Below are 15,300 nucleotides of genomic sequence, written 5' to 3'. Positions count from 1 at the left end.
TACAAAGCGTGGCTTAGTACGTTGCGCTGCCTTTAGTACGAGGGAATGCAATTACATCACGTACGTTACCCATACCGGTAACATAAGCAACTAAGCGCTCAAACCCTAAACCAAAGCCAGAGTGTGGCACGCTACCGTATTTACGTAGGTCGCGGTACCAGCTGTAGTCTTCTTTATTTAAGCCCATTTCGTCAAGGCGTGCATCTAATACATCAAGACGCTCTTCACGTTGTGAACCACCAATGATCTCACCAATGCCAGGTGCTACTACGTCCATAGCCGCAACAGTTTTGCCGTCTTCGTTTTGACGCATGTAAAATGCTTTAATATCGCGCGGGTAGTTTTTAATAACAACCGGTGCTTTAAAGTGTTCTTCTGCTAGGTAACGCTCGTGCTCAGACTGTAAATCTACACCCCATTCAACAGCGTACTCAAATTTCTTGCCACACGCTTTTAGAATCTCTACAGCGTCTGTGTAATCAACTTGTGCGAAGTCTTTTTCAACAAATTCTTCTAAACGGCTAATGGCTGTTTTTTCGATACGTTGAGCAAAAAACTCCATGTCGTCACGGCGTTCTTCAAGTACGGCTTTAAACACGTACTTAAGCATGTTTTCAGCCAATTTTGCGATATCTTCTAAATCAGCAAACGCAACTTCTGGCTCTACCATCCAAAATTCAGCTAAGTGGCGAGATGTATTGGAATTCTCTGCACGGAACGTAGGACCAAAGGTGTAAATTTTTGACATAGCTGACGCATATGTTTCACCGTTTAGCTGGCCAGATACCGTTAGGAATGCTTCTTTACCAAAAAAGTCTTCGCTGTAATCAATTTCGCCTTTATCTGTCATTGGCAGGTTTTGCATATCAAGGGTTGATACGCGGAACATTTCACCTGCGCCTTCACAGTCACTGGCTGTGATGATTGGTGTACTGATCCAGTAAAAGCCTTGCTCATGGTAAAAACGATGAATCGCTTGCGCTAAACAGTTACGTACACGCGTTACTGCGCCAATCATGTTGGTGCGCGGGCGAAGGTGAGCGTGCTCACGTAAGTACTCAATGCTGTGGCGCTTAGCCGACATTGGGTAAGTATCTGGATTTTCAACCCAGCCTAACACAGTCACTGAGTTAGCTTGAATTTCGAAAGATTGGCCTTGTCCTGCTGATTGTACTAATACACCGGTAACCGATACAGAACAGCCTGCTGTTAAGCTTGTAACTTCATCATAATTATTCAGTGAATTAGGAACTACCGCTTGAATAGGATCAAAACACGAACCGTCATGAACGGCTAAAAATGATATTCCTGCTTTTGAATCGCGGCGTGTACGGATCCAGCCTTTAATGGTTACTTGGCTGTCTACCGCAACATTGCCTTTTAATAGCTCTGAAATCGCTAAATGGCTCATCTTCACTCCAATGATATAAGTTGCCTAACTATATAAATTAATTGTGCGTTACTCATGCATTTATGCATGTAAGGTCACTGCACTTGAACCTTGTATAATACCTAGTAAAGTAAAATAAAAAAACTGTTGTGGGCAACTCTTTAAAAGTTTTTAGTCGTGCGCGGTTTTTTTAACCAGTTTTTAGTGTTAAATGGCCACTATTACTATTTGTTACTCTGAAAATTCATCAATTTGTGGCATTATTAGTAAACAAACCAAATTTACGTTTACCATTAATAAAAAATGGATGCTATGAAACAAGTTTTTATTTTACGAGGACTGCCAGGCAGTGGTAAGTCATATTATGCGCAAAATCTCGCTGACGAATTATCGGGCGCAGATGAAAGCAATTATTTTATTTGCTCAACAGATGATTACTTTGTAAACGAGCAGGGTGAATATCATTTCGATAAGTTTAAATTATCGCAATATCATAACCTAAACCTAGCACGTTTTATTAACGCGTTAGCACAAGGTATTGAACTGGTTATTGTTGATAACACTAACATTAAAAAATGGGAATTCATTGCCTATTCGCAAGCAGCGATAGCTTTAGGGTATCAAGTAAAAGAAGTGATTGTTGGTGAAGTAAAAGACAAATCAATGCAGCACTTATATGCCAAGCGCAACAGCCATAACATACCGCTTAAAACCATTAGTAAAATGGCCTACATGTTTGAGTGGTAATTATTAAATGTTAGCTAATACATCTATATCAGCGTGGGTAATGGCATCTAAATGAGCGGTAATTTTTTCACTGCTCCAATCCCACCATGCAATCGCTAAAAGTTGATTGATAGTTGTTTCATTAAAACGCTTTTTTATTACTTTTGCAGGATTACCGCCTACAATGCTATAGGCAGGTACATCATTGGTTACCACAGATTTACTCGCTATGATGGCGCCGCTGCCAATTTTTACCCCCGGCATAATAGTGGCGTTGTAACCAATCCATACATCATTACCTATTTCAGTATTGCCCTTGAAAGGTAAGTCACCTTGTTGAGTGCAGACTTTTCCCAACCGTTACCAAATATAAAAAATGGATAAGAAGAAAAGCCGGAGGTTTGATGGTTAGCTCCATTCATTATAAAAATAACGTCTTTAGCTATGGCGCAAAACTTACCAATAATGAGACGGTCTCCGATAAAATCGAAATGGTAGAGCACATTTTTTTCAAAATGTTCAGGCCCATCAGGGTCGTCGTAATACGTGTAATCACCTACTTCTATATTAGGTGACTTAATAAAGTTTTTTAAATAACCTACTTGAGGAAAACCGTCCATAGGTGATGGATTGTTTGGATTTGGTCCGTTCATGGTTTCCTCTCAAGTAAGATAAATAGGCTACTAGCTCTTAAATGCCGCCAATGGGTGAGATGTACTGAGCGAAACATGTACCTTGTCACCTGGGTGTACAACCACCTCATGGCTTACTCGGCTAGTTACCACGGTTTCGCATGCAAGTTTAACCGCGCATAAACGGCTACCGCCTTCAAAGCGTACCCAAATTACTTCACCATTATTACCAATACTGCTTTGTACTAATAATACATCATCTGGACGAAGTAGAACTTCTACCTCTCCAGTGTCACAATCAACGCCGTTTGCAGGTACATTACCAATATCAGTAAGCGCTTGGCCGTTATTTAGCTTTCCTTTTATAAAGCTGGCTTCACCTAAAAAGCGGGCCACAAAGCGGTTGTTTGGGGTACTAAAACACTGCTCTGGGGTGTCAATTTGTTGTATTTTACCGCCTTTTAAAACACCCACACGATCGCCCACCGAAAGCGCTTCTTCTTGATCGTGCGTTACCCAAATTGCCGGTACACCAGCTTCTTTTAATGCGTTACGGATATCCCAACGCAACATATCTTTTAAGGCAGCATCAAGGTTAGATAACGGCTCATCAAGTAAGACAAAGTCAGGTTGGTGGGCAAGGGTACGCGCTAATGCTACGCGTTGCTTTTGCCCGCCTGACAGTGTGGCTGGTTTTTTATGCCTAAATGCATCTAAACCAAGAAGTTTTAGCCAGTGATCGGCAGGGCTGCTGTCTTTAAGTTTAAAACATACGTTTTGTTCAACTGTTAAATGAGGGAACAACGCAAAGTCTTGAAACACCATACCTACGCTGCGTTTTTCAGGCGCCACAGTATGCTTTGGTGTCGCTGTCCATTTAGCCACTTTAATTTCACCCTCGCTAATTGGCAAAAGCCCCGCTAACGCTTGTAAAATAGTACTTTTTCCGCAACCTGTTGGACCAACAAGCATTAATATTTCGCTTTCACCTAAGGTGAAATTTAAATCGCTAACAACACGATTACTGCCATAATCTATAGACAACTGACTTACAGATAGCATTTTTTATAAATCCTTAATGTTCAAACTGGTTGCGTTTTTCGCCAGACATCATAATAGCTAAAGCACCCGCAGAAATCACCACCAACAATAACCCAGGAATAGCAGCACGGCCAAAATAACCGGCTTCGTAAACACGCCATAAGTAGGTAGATAGCGTTTCAAAGCCAGTGGGGCCTAATAAAAGTGTGGCTTCTAATTCACGCATTGACTCTAAAAAGACCAAGGCGCCACCTGCAATAATACCACGCATAGTTAGGGGTAAAGTAATACGCGTAAAAGCTTCGCGCGGGCTTGCGCCTAATACCCGCGCTGATTTTACCAAACTCGGGTCAAGGTGCTCGGTGCTGGTACGCACAGAACCTACCGCAAGTGGTAAAAAACGTAGCATATAAGCAATAATCAATAAGCCCAGCGTTTGATATAAAAAGGGCAGTTGTAAGCCGCCATACACAAGCGCTGTGCCCATAACAATACCCGGAATACCAAAACCAAAGTAAGTAACGCGTTCCATTACTTTACCGGCCTTACCACTTAAAGCCGCATGGGCAACCGGAATGGCAACAATAACCGTAACAATAGCCGCAATGGCTGAAGCATAGGTTGAATGCCAGGCAATACTAAAATCAAACGAGCTAAAGCCATCACGCACTAACCACAAAGTAAATACTGCTAAAGGAAGGCCAATAGCGAGTAATAAAATAGGCGCAAAGGTGGCAAACATAGCGCTTAGTTGCCATTTTTTAGGGAATAAAATAAGCGAACGACCTTGACGCTCTGAGGCGGTTTTTATTTGTGATTCAATCATTAATAAAAAGCCAACAATCACCATCAGTTGCAGTGACAACATAGCCGCACGGCTTAAGGCAAAAGCATTGTATTCCACATAAATAACACGGGTAAACGTATCTAAGCGCATCATTGCGGGAGTACCAAAGTCAGATAAGGTATATAGTGCAACCAATAATGACCCTGCAGCAATGCCATTTATTACGCGGGGTAAAATAACTTTAAATACGCTTTGCGTCATCGACATACCCAGTGTGCGAGCAGCGTTGACCATACTGGCATCTAAACTAAGTAAAGACGAACGGGTAGTCATCATAACAAACGGAAAAGTATACAAGGTCATTACAATGGCGGCTCCCGTTAAGCCATACATAGAAGGGGTTTCAAAACCAAGTAAGTTGTTTATTTCACCGCCGGGACCAAATGCAGCATAAAGCGTAAAAGCGCCAATGTAACTAGGAATAGCAAGCGGGGCTGCAAACACCACCAGCCAAAACTTTTTAAACGGTAACTGCACATAGGCGCTAATGAATGCCAAGGGCACACCAATTAAAATTGAACCTAATACAGTTAATCCCATTAACGACAGGGTATTCCCTAAAATAGTTAAATTATGGCTATCAAAAAAAGAGCTTGCGTCAGAGGCAAGCGTAATTAAAACAAAAATAGGAGTCAGGGTCACTAGCGCTGCAAGCAGCGCCATTGGGTAAGATGTAGGTATTCGCATTATAAAACGCCGCTGCTGCGCATTAAATCTATAGTTGGGCGTAAATCAGCCAACTGGGTTAAATCAATTTTAGGTGGCGAAATACTGGTTAACTTTGGCAATCCATCGGGTTGAGTAATGCCATTAACCAGTGGGATTTCATAAGCTTCGCTTGCTAAATAACTTTGCACTTCAATGCTAAGTAAATAGCGCATAAAGTTGATTGCCAGTGGGTCTTCAGATAACGATAAAATACCTGAAGCGTTAACTAAACAGCCAGCATCATTTTGCGTAAAGGCTAAATCAAGTTTTGCATCGGGTTTACCTGATTTTAAGCGCAGCGTGTAGTAATGATTAGCAAAACCAATGTCTACTTCACCACGTTCAACGCCCATTACCACACCGAGTTCACCTGCGTAGGTTTTAGAACGTTTTTTAACTTTTTTGAGCCACTTAGCCGTTTTATCATCACCTTCTAAAAGTCGCATAGCGGTAATAAACGATTGAAAAGAAGCATAAGCAGGCGCCCAACCAATACTTAAATCACTGTCGGCAATGTCCATAATGCTCGTTGGAATTTGCTCTTTGGTTAAGCGATCGGTATTAAAGGGTAAAGTACGAATACGGCCAGTAACAGGTGCCCATTCATCGTATCTAAATTGTGGCTGTAATTGCGCTGATAAATCACTCGGCATGGGCTTGGCAAGGCCGGCATCGGTAACTAAACCAATTGCCCCAGAGTCGACTGCCCAAAATAAGTCGGCACGTTTAACCCCTGCATTTGCTTCGGCAACAATAGTGTTGGCAAGCGCTGCGGTAGGGCCGCGACGAATGGCAAGGTCAAGATCAGGGTTCTTTTTTTGAATGGCTTGTAATACGTTTTCGTATAAGCCACCTTCACCACGGCCTAAATAAAGCGTTAATGCACCTTTTAATTTAGGCAATGTATCAACAGACACGGGGTTTGAAATAGCAATATCAGCGGCAAAAGCGCGTGAAAGCGATAGCGGTAATGCACCCGCTACCCCTAACGCAGCTAAGCCTTGAATAAAGGTTCTGCGTTTCACTTAAAATACATCCTTACGTGCTTTTTCTGCTTTTTCAATCAGCGTTTGAGCGCGGCTTAGTTTGGTTTGCATATCAACAACCACATCACGAACTTCATCAACACTTTTATTATTAGAAATTGCTTGTGGAAGTGTTACGTTAAAGTCTTTTTCTAGAACTTCTACTAACTTCGCGTCTTGTTCAATTAGTGTACCTTCAACACCTTCAAATAAATGTAGGTAAGTATCGTGCACTATGTTGGTGGCTTCATCGCTTAAACGTTCTGCGTATTTAGCGACCACTCGGTCTAATTTATGTTTAATTTCGTCGATAGTCGCGCTTTGCGTCATTTCTTTGGTTGCTGTAGCTTTTACGCTATCTAATAACCCTTTTTGTTGAAACTTAGCCGCCAGTTTAACTGCGCCTAATCCTTGCCATAGGGCATTATTCATTGCTTGTTGTTGTTTGCGTACTTCTGACGCTGGTTTTTTATTATCGATAGCCATTTTTATGCCATACAAACCTTGCCAAATAGAGGCATAGACAGGCACGTAATTAGTTTCTATTGCGCTGTGGAATTTAACTGACTCCCAGTACTCAACCAAATCATCACTATTGACTGCTTTTGCGCCTTTTTTCTCGTAATCGCTTACCATGGTATCGACTTTAGAGATCATCCATTCAACGTCTTCATTGTAAGTTTTTAAATTAGCTTGAAGGTGATTAACATGCTCACCAATAGGGCCATTAGCAAGTGCCGGTTGTGCAAAAATCGCAGAGGCGAGTAAAAAACTTGCACTTAATGTCTTGGCAGGCTTAAGTAATATTTTCATAGCAAGTGAGTCCATAAATGTTATTGTAAATGATAGGCATTATCATATCCCTAAAGATCACTCAGATCAACACACTAAATGACAGGTCAGGGCTAAAAATACCAATGTTTTGGGACGAATAGGCAGCAAACTAATTATTTGCATAAATTTTAACGTAACCCTTAATAATAGTTAACCTATCTATACGTAATGTTTACCTTTTATGGCGTTACAAATAGCATCACATAAAGCGCGAATACTGTTTTTGTCACTTATATACGGTGGCATTAGATAAATTAGCTTACCAAAGGGGCGTATCCATACTCCTTGAGATACAAAATAAGCCTGAATCTTAGCGACATCAATGCTACCAGCCTCTTCTGTTAGCTCTACTACGCCAATAGCTCCTAAAGTACGTACATTCGCCACGCCCCTGAGCGCTTGGCATTTATGCAGCTGCTGTAATTGAGTATTTATTTCGCTGATACGGTGTTGCCAGTTTTGGCTTAGTAATAAATCAATACTGGCGCAGGCAACAGCGCAGGCCAGCGGATTTCCCATAAATGTAGGCCCGTGCATCAAAACCCCAGCTTCTCCTTCGCTGATTCCTGTGGCTATTTTGTCGCTAGTTATGGTTGCCGAAAGGGTCATTACGCCACCAGTCAGCGCTTTACCTATACACAGTATATCGGGCTCTATATTGGCATGCTCTACAGCAAACAATTTGCCGGTGCGGCCAAATCCAGTGGCAATTTCATCGCAAATAAGCAGCACATCATATTGAGTGCAGAGCTTACGCACACAGGCTAAATACTCAGGATGATAAAAATTCATCCCCCCGGCGTTTTGCACTATAGGTTCAATAATAAAGGCGGCGACTTGCTGGTGGTACTTTAAAAAATAGCTTTCGAGTTCATCGGCCTCAGCTTGATTAAACACACTATTAAATTGGCTAATAGGGGCAGGCACAAAAATATGCTCAGGCAAAAAACCAGCGTACAAACTATGCATAGAATTAATAGGATCGCACACACTCATCGCTGCAAACGTATCGCCATGGTAGCCTTTGAACGGGGTCATTAATTTTTGTTTTGTTGTAACCCCTTGGCTTAACCAATATTGCAGCGCCATTTTTATCGCTACTTCCACACTTACTGAGCCACTGTCGGCTAAAAACACCTTTGTTAATCCCTCTGGCGTTATCGCTACCAGCTTTTTACAGAGCTCTACTGCCGGCTGGTGGGTTATGCCACCAAACATTACATGGCTCATTTTATCTATCTGGGCGTGCATCGCTTCATTTAAAACCGGATGGTTATAGCCGTGAATAGCACTCCACCATGAGGCCATACCGTCAATGAGTTGTTCGCCCGTTTCTAAGTGAATAAGGTTGTGATTTGCATGCGTTACGGGGTAAACCGGAATAGGTTGAGTCATTGAGGTGTAGGGATGCCAAATGTGCTGACGATCAAAATCAAGGTCTATCGTTTGTTTATTAATCATATGTAAACTTTAGCTAAGTGGGTTTCGTTGACAATGGTACGGCAATACGTATTCTAAGCCAATAACACCAAGAGCAAAAAATAAAAGAGAGTATTATGGAGCTTGCAACAGTTCGACACGATTGGACCCACAGTGAGGTGAAAGCCTTATTTGAAATGCCATTTAACGATTTATTATTTAAAGCCGCCTCTGTGCATCGCGCTAATTTTAATCCAAACGAAGTACAAATTTCTACGTTGTTATCTATTAAAACCGGTGCCTGCCCAGAAGACTGTAAATATTGCCCGCAATCAGGGCATTACAAAACTGATTTAGAACGCGAGCGCCTAATAGAAGTAGAAAAAGTGGTAGAGCAAGCGCGGTTAGCAAAACAAAAAGGCGCCACCCGTTTTTGTATGGGGGCTGCATGGTCAGATCCAAAAGACAGAGACATGCCATACATTTCGCAAATGGTAAAAGAAGTAAAAGCCCTTGGCCTTGAAACCTGTATGACTTTAGGCATGTTAAATAACGAAAAAGCCCATGAACTGCGCAGTGCAGGGCTTGATTACTATAACCACAACCTCGACACTTCACCTGAATACTATGAGCAAATTATATCAACTCGTACCTTTCAAGACCGCCTTGATACTATAGGCAATGTGCGAGACGCTGGTATGAAAGTCTGCTCCGGCGGTATTGTCGGTATGGGTGAGCAAGCAAGCGATCGCTATGGCTTATTAATGCAGTTGGCTAATTTACCCCAGCAGCCCGAAAGCGTGCCAATTAATATGCTAGTAAAGGTAAAAGGGACACCGCTTGAAAACGTTGATGACTTAGATCAGTTTGAGTTTATTCGTACCATTGCCACAGCACGTATTATGATGCCCCATAGCTACGTACGTTTATCAGCGGGGCGCACTGCTATGAACGAGCAAATGCAGTCAATGTGCTTTTTTGCCGGTGCAAACTCTATATTTTATGGCGATAAACTTCTTACTACCGAAAACCCAGAAGCCGATGCCGACATGCAATTAATTAAAAAACTCGGTATGAACCCAGAAACACGCCACGATTATTCTGATGAAGCCGTTGCTGCGTCTTTGTCATCGCAAGTGGCTGATAAAGCAACCGCAGAATTGTTTTACGAAGCGTAAAGTGCTCAGTACTATGCTAATGGTTTAAAGTATCGCGTTGAAGGTTAAAGCATTTATGTCATTTGAATTTATAAACACTCATTTAGATGAACGCAAAGCACAACAGCTATTGCGTAAACGCTATGTAGTGCAAAGCGCAACGGCGCGCACTATTACGGTTAATGATAAAACCTACCTTAACTTTGCGAGTAACGATTATTTAGGGTTTGGCGATTCGCCGGTGGAGTTAACCAGCGCGCCATTACTAGGTAGCCACAGCTCAGCATTAGTAACGGGTTATCAACAACCACAGCAAGCGCTTGAGCAAGCTTTATGTAGTGCTTTGGGTTATGAGGCAGGCATGTTGTTTAATTCGGGCTTTAGCGCAAATAGCAGTGTGATTAAAGCCTTGTTTCAAGATAAAGCGACAGCGCAACACAGTGCGATTTTTCAAGATAAACTCAATCATGCCAGTTTAATTGATGGCGCATTACACGCCAACGCCGCGTTAATACGCTTTAACCATAACGATATAAACCATTTACGTTCACGGCTAGAAAAATCAAAAGCGCGCAATAAGCTCATTGTGTCTGAAGGTGTGTTCTCCATGGATGGTGATACCGCGCCAATTAAAGCGCTATTTACCTTAGCAAAGCAGCATAACGCCTGGTTAATGATAGACGACGCCCATGGTTTTGGTGTTTTAGGAAAATCGGGGCTTGGCAGTTGTGAAGCCTTAATTGCAGCCGACACCTTGCCCGATATTTTAGTGATCACCTTTGGTAAAGCGGTTGCTAGTAGTGGGGCGTGCGTATTAGGTTCGCAGCATTTTATAGATTACATGCTTCAGTTTAATCGTGATTATACCTACTCAACCGCTATGTCACCGTTTATTGCCGCTCATACTTTGGCGCGTATCAAAAGCATAAGAGACGCCAACGACAGGCGAGCTAAATTAAACGCTAATATTGCGCTGTTTAAATGCTTAGCAAAAGAGCAGCACATTGCGCTAATGGACTCTAATACCGCGATTCAGCCAATTGTTTTAGGCTGCGCCGAGCAAACGTTAAAAGCCAGTGAGCAACTAAAGCAGCAGGGCATTTGGCTAACGGCTATTCGCCCGCCAACTGTTTTACACAATACCTCGCGTTTGCGTATTACCTTAAGTGCAGCCCACACCCATGACGATATAAAACAACTCGTTGGTAGCTTACAAAAGGTCATTTCATGATAAGCCCGCAGGCAATTAAAACTAAGCCACTTAGCCCTACAACTGTGTGTTTAGCTGCTCAGGTTTTAAAAAAAACAACAGCGCATAACTTTTCAAAGGCAGCAAACAGTTACAGCCAGCATGCCAATGTGCAAAAACAAGCGGCAAATGATTTATTTAAACTCATTAGTGCAAACCCTAATAAGCTCTGTGTTGACCTAGGCGCAGGGCCGCTTGTTAATACTCAGGCTTTAAAGGCATTATTTGGCCAAGTTGTTGCCATAGATTTAAGTTTTAACATGCTAAAAAGCAGTGATTTAAACACCCAAAAACTGTGCGCCGACATGGATAACTTACCGCTGCAAGCTAACAGTATTGACGTGCTATTTAGTAATTTTGCGCTGCAGTGGTCTACTAATTTTGAAGCCTTAATGCACTCGCTTTACCAAGCATTAAAACCAGGCGGGCAAGCCTATATTAGTACGGTTGTTGCAGGGTCACTAAACGAGATCAAAACCGCCTTTGAAGTGCTTGATTCACATAATCATATTAATCAGTTTGCAAGCCATAATAATATAAACCAATCGGTCGAAAAGGCCGGGTTTAAGATCAACGCCTCAAAAAAAGTCATTTATACCGATCAGCACAGCAGTGCATTAGCCGCTATAAAATCGATTAAAGCCATTGGTGCCACCACACAAAACCACGCAACAAGTCGTCGTGGTTTATTAACCAAATCAGCGCTAAAAAAAGTATGTGATGCCTATCCGCTTATAAACAATAAAGCCCATGTATCTTACCATGTGGTATTGTTATCATTAGAAAAAGCCCAGTAAAAATAATAAGGCCATGCCATGAAACAGTTTTTTATTACCGGTACTGATACCGACGCCGGTAAAACTCATGTAACCAGTTTGCTGTTAAAGTTACTCGCGCAACATAAAAAGCGTGCAATAGGTTTTAAACCGATTGCATCAGGGTGTGAACTTGCGTTTGATCAGCTCGTGAATGCCGATGCCTTAATGCTAATGGAAAGTGCAACTGTAAGTGCAAAATACGACATAATTAACCCGTTTGCTTTTGAGCCCGCCATAGCCCCGCACATTGCTGCAGAGCAAGCGGGTATAAACATAACAGTAGAGAAGCTCAGCATGGCTTATCAACATCTTAAGCAACAAGGCGCAGATTACCTGTTAACAGAAGGCGCGGGCGGCTGGGCATTGCCAATTAATAATAACGAATATTTATATGACTGGGTAAAAGCAGAGCAACTACCCGTAATATTAGTAGTAGGGATGAAACTAGGCTGCATTAATCATGCGTTACTCACTGCAGCACATATGCAAAGTATGGGTGTTAATTGCATTGGTTGGATTGCTAACCAAGTTGATGCCACTATGGATGAATACCAAGCAAACCTTGATTCACTTAAAACACGCTTACCATTCCCGCTGCTTGCTATAAGCCCCTATACCGAGCAAACCCCTAAATTACAAATTTATAAAACCCTGCTTGAAAAATTATCGATAAATCCATAAATAACCCTTGTGTTGTGACATAGTTTGTCACAGAATAGCGCTGACGTTATGACATAGTGTGTCATAACGCAGTGATTGCTCAAAGCCGATCAAACATAGTAAATCGCTCAGCAATAAATGTTATTTTTGGAGAACTCGTATGAAACGTGTATTTTTGTTTTTATTAACTAACCTCGCGGTTATGTTGGTACTAGGTGTGGTGCTTTCAATCATAATGAGTGCGCTGGGCTTAAGCCATCGTAGCCTTGGCGGAATTTTACTAATTGCGACTGTATTTGGTTTTGGTGGATCGTTTATTTCGTTATTTATGTCGAAATGGATCGCCAAAAAATCAACCGGTGCGCAAGTGATCACCCAACCTCGTACCGAAACCGAACAATGGCTGGTAAGCACTGTGGCTGCTCAAGCTAAAAAAGCCGGTATTAACATGCCAGAAGTGGCTATTTACGACAGCCCAGAAATGAACGCGTTTGCAACGGGCCCGAGTAAAAATAATTCGCTGGTGGCGGTAAGTACGGGTTTATTACATAACATGAGCCAAGATCAAGCCGAAGCCGTACTGGCGCACGAAGTATCGCATGTGGCTAATGGCGACATGGTAACGCTAACGCTTATTCAAGGTGTGGTTAATACCTTTGTTATTTTTGCCGCTAAAGTACTGGCTGGCATTGTAGATAACTTTATCAATAGCGATGAGGAAGAGGGCGGCAGCAGCTGGACTTACTTCTTATTCGATATGTTATTCCAAGTATTATTTGGCGTATTGGCAAGCATTGTGGTTGCCCATTACAGCCGTAAGCGTGAATTTGCAGCCGATAACGGCGCAGCTCAGTTGGTAGGCGCAGATAAAATGCGTTCAGCCCTTGAGCGATTAAAGCAAAACCACCCATCGCAATTAGAAGGCTCAATGATGGCCTTTGGTATTGCCAGTGGTAAAGGCATGGCTGAGTTGTTTTCATCTCACCCACCGCTTGACGCACGTATAGACGCACTACGTCGTTAAAAAAATTCAAGTTTTTCACAGTACTTGTAAACAAAAAGCCTGCATTTGCAGGCTTTTTTATGTTTAATGGTTTTTATTGCGATTGAATAATCTCAGTAATGCCCTCTGGCGAAAGTATTTCAATCCAGTAACCGTCTGGGTCTTTAATAAAGGCAAGCCCCTTCATTGAGCCGCCATCTGGTTTTTTTACAAACTCAACATCGTATTTAGCAAAGCGCTCACAGGCTGCGTATACATCGGGTACGCTTATACCAATATGGCCAAAGCCTTTTGGTTCTTCATTACCACTGTGATAACCGCTAAAGCTGTCGTCGTTTTCAGTGCCCCAGTTATGGGTAAGCTCAATGAGTGCAGGGCGGCGAAACACCCACTGCGTTTTTTGTTTATCATCGCCTTTTGGCATGTCTTGTTCGTAGCCTAAAAAGTACAAGGTAAACTCCATACCAGGAAAGTCGAACTTACCTAACAACTTCATGCCCAATACGTTTTCATAAAATGCCAGCGACGGTTTTGGATCTTTAATACGCAACATAGTTTGCTGCATTACATAGCCCTCAGTGGCTTGTGCAATTTGCTCTGGAGATTCGTTATAGCTAGACATGAAATAATCCTTAAAAAATAACTTTAAAACCTTAATGGATTTAAAAAGGCAGGGTGTACGCTCATCATAATAAACAGCAGCAAAAATTAAAACCACCTAGCTAAATTACCAGCCAGTTAGTTGGGTGCTTTGTAAGCGGAAAATGGCATATTTATGGGTACTGTATATTTATAAAGTGTGTGGCATTTTGTCCAATATTACTGATCTCTACCATTTTGGGATATTTGTGCATTTATGAAGTATGAGCCGAAGTTAACTAGTTGTTTACAGGTGTTTATTTGAGGGCTAAGATAAATTCTATGTAATATATGGACATTTGTCGGTTTATAAAACGACAAATGTCGTAGACAAAGTTGTTATGCAATGAATAGAAAGGTTAAGGAAAGTTATGTCAACTCCTAAGGTGTTTATATCATACTCACACGACTCGCAAGAGCACAAAAAGTGGGTTCTAGATTTGGCGACACGGCTGAGGAATAGCGGCGTAGATGCAATTATTGATCAATGGGAGTTGCGCCCAGGTGACGACCTGCCGTATTTCATGGAAACACACCTAGCAGATTCTGATTATGTAGTCATGGTATGCACCGATAAATATGTAGAGAAAGCTAATAAAGGAACTGGCGGCGTAGGCTATGAGAAAATGATAATCACTGCCGACCTCCTTTCTAGTATTGATTCAAATAAAATTGTACCTGTAATAAGGCAATTTGGTACGCACAATGTACCAACATTTCTAAAAACAAAATTGTTTGTGAATTTTTCAAAAGACGATGATTACGAATTCAGCTTTGATGAGCTCGTTAGAACATTTCACGGAGCTCCTCTCTTTGAGAAACCCGAAATTGGCAATAATCCATTTACACCTGTAAGTGAAACGCCACCTGAAAAAACAGGCGATCCGATAAGGGAAATAATGAAACACATCGTTGGTGATTTTGAAAATGGTGATGATTACACAATTTACAAAAATTTGGTCCAAGCTGTCGATATGTCTCGCATCATGCTTGACATAATAATTAACGAAGCTGTCCAAAAAGGATATATAGCTTTAGATCGTGACGGAGACATCCGTCTGCAGCCCGAAGGTAAAAAATACGCCATACAACATAAATTGGTAAATGCATAACAAGGTAATGGTGTCGGACTAATGTTGCTTCGCACCATTA

Annotated in this window: 14 protein-coding genes and 1 pseudogene; 7 read left to right on the top strand and 8 right to left on the bottom strand. The window is 41.8% G+C overall.

Annotated elements, in window-relative coordinates; all coding sequences use genetic code 11:
• Positions 1 to 13 precede the first annotated feature (13 nt).
• Positions 14 to 1,411, bottom strand: coding sequence for an asparagine--tRNA ligase (gene asnS / locus AAGD16_RS07900; protein WP_013464983.1), 1,398 nt, complete (start codon positions 1,409 to 1,411; stop codon positions 14 to 16).
• A 291-nt stretch (positions 1,412 to 1,702) separates the two neighbouring features.
• Between asnS and AAGD16_RS07895 the strand changes: the two genes are divergently transcribed.
• Positions 1,703 to 2,137, top strand: a complete 435-nt coding sequence (locus AAGD16_RS07895; protein ID WP_013464982.1) for an AAA family ATPase — start codon at positions 1,703 to 1,705, stop codon at positions 2,135 to 2,137.
• Positions 2,138 to 2,140: 3 nt separating this feature from the next.
• Here the strand turns inward: AAGD16_RS07895 and AAGD16_RS07890 are convergent.
• The 6 genes and pseudogenes from AAGD16_RS07890 to bioA form a co-directional block, all read right to left on the bottom strand.
• Positions 2,141 to 2,769: pseudogene (locus AAGD16_RS07890) on the bottom strand (Vat family streptogramin A O-acetyltransferase).
• Positions 2,770 to 2,799: 30 nt separating this feature from the next.
• On the bottom strand, positions 2,800 to 3,810 hold the full coding sequence (locus tag AAGD16_RS07885) for an ABC transporter ATP-binding protein (protein WP_377111142.1): 1,011 nt from the start codon (positions 3,808 to 3,810) through the stop codon (positions 2,800 to 2,802).
• 13 nt (positions 3,811 to 3,823) lie between these two features.
• Positions 3,824 to 5,323 (bottom strand): ABC transporter permease, encoded by a 1,500-nt coding sequence (locus AAGD16_RS07880; RefSeq protein ID WP_377111140.1) that lies wholly within the window; start codon positions 5,321 to 5,323, stop codon positions 3,824 to 3,826.
• Positions 5,323 to 6,369 carry an extracellular solute-binding protein gene (locus tag AAGD16_RS07875; protein ID WP_377111138.1) on the bottom strand — a complete coding sequence of 349 codons (1,047 nt, stop codon included), beginning with the start codon at positions 6,367 to 6,369 and terminating at the stop codon, positions 5,323 to 5,325. Before AAGD16_RS07875 ends, AAGD16_RS07880 begins: the two co-directional genes overlap by 1 nt.
• The gene (locus AAGD16_RS07870) at positions 6,370 to 7,182 is read right to left on the bottom strand and encodes a hypothetical protein (RefSeq protein ID WP_215521690.1); all 813 of its coding nucleotides are present in this window, start codon (positions 7,180 to 7,182) and stop codon (positions 6,370 to 6,372) included.
• Between the two features lie 180 nt (positions 7,183 to 7,362).
• A complete protein-coding gene (bioA, locus tag AAGD16_RS07865) occupies positions 7,363 to 8,664 on the bottom strand; it encodes an adenosylmethionine--8-amino-7-oxononanoate transaminase (protein ID WP_377111135.1) in 1,302 nt (433 codons plus the stop codon).
• A gap of 95 nt (positions 8,665 to 8,759) precedes the next feature.
• Here bioA and bioB point away from each other — a divergent pair, with 95 nt between their 5' ends.
• From bioB to htpX, 5 genes are all read left to right on the top strand, one after another.
• Complete coding sequence (gene bioB / locus AAGD16_RS07860; protein ID WP_058154647.1) at positions 8,760 to 9,800, top strand: biotin synthase BioB; 1,041 nt, start codon at positions 8,760 to 8,762, stop codon at positions 9,798 to 9,800.
• A 55-nt stretch (positions 9,801 to 9,855) separates the two neighbouring features.
• A complete protein-coding gene (locus AAGD16_RS07855) occupies positions 9,856 to 11,010 on the top strand; it encodes an aminotransferase class I/II-fold pyridoxal phosphate-dependent enzyme (RefSeq protein ID WP_377111133.1) in 1,155 nt (384 codons plus the stop codon).
• Complete coding sequence (locus tag AAGD16_RS07850; protein ID WP_377111131.1) at positions 11,007 to 11,825, top strand: methyltransferase domain-containing protein; 819 nt, start codon at positions 11,007 to 11,009, stop codon at positions 11,823 to 11,825. Before AAGD16_RS07855 ends, AAGD16_RS07850 begins: the two co-directional genes overlap by 4 nt.
• Before the next feature lie 18 nt (positions 11,826 to 11,843).
• A complete protein-coding gene (gene bioD, locus AAGD16_RS07845) occupies positions 11,844 to 12,527 on the top strand; it encodes a dethiobiotin synthase (protein WP_377111129.1) in 684 nt (227 codons plus the stop codon).
• A 139-nt stretch (positions 12,528 to 12,666) separates the two neighbouring features.
• On the top strand, positions 12,667 to 13,530 hold the full coding sequence (gene htpX / locus AAGD16_RS07840; protein ID WP_033103426.1) for a protease HtpX: 864 nt from the start codon (positions 12,667 to 12,669) through the stop codon (positions 13,528 to 13,530).
• Positions 13,531 to 13,603: 73 nt separating this feature from the next.
• On the opposite strand, the gene gloA is transcribed toward htpX, so the two are convergent.
• Complete coding sequence (gene gloA / locus AAGD16_RS07835; protein WP_377111126.1) at positions 13,604 to 14,131, bottom strand: lactoylglutathione lyase; 528 nt, start codon at positions 14,129 to 14,131, stop codon at positions 13,604 to 13,606.
• A 388-nt stretch (positions 14,132 to 14,519) separates the two neighbouring features.
• On the opposite strand from gloA, the gene AAGD16_RS07830 reads away from it, so the two are divergent.
• Positions 14,520 to 15,260: a toll/interleukin-1 receptor domain-containing protein gene (locus AAGD16_RS07830; RefSeq protein ID WP_377111124.1), complete on the top strand. Its 741-nt coding sequence runs from the start codon at positions 14,520 to 14,522 to the stop codon at positions 15,258 to 15,260.
• Positions 15,261 to 15,300: the final 40 nt, after the last annotated feature.

The organism is Pseudoalteromonas sp. M58 (assembly GCF_042604605.1).
In the GTDB taxonomy this organism is placed as follows: domain Bacteria; phylum Pseudomonadota; class Gammaproteobacteria; order Enterobacterales; family Alteromonadaceae; genus Pseudoalteromonas; species Pseudoalteromonas tetraodonis.
The sequence above is the reverse complement of the archived record's forward strand: the minus strand, read 5'-3'. Positions and strand labels throughout refer to the sequence as shown.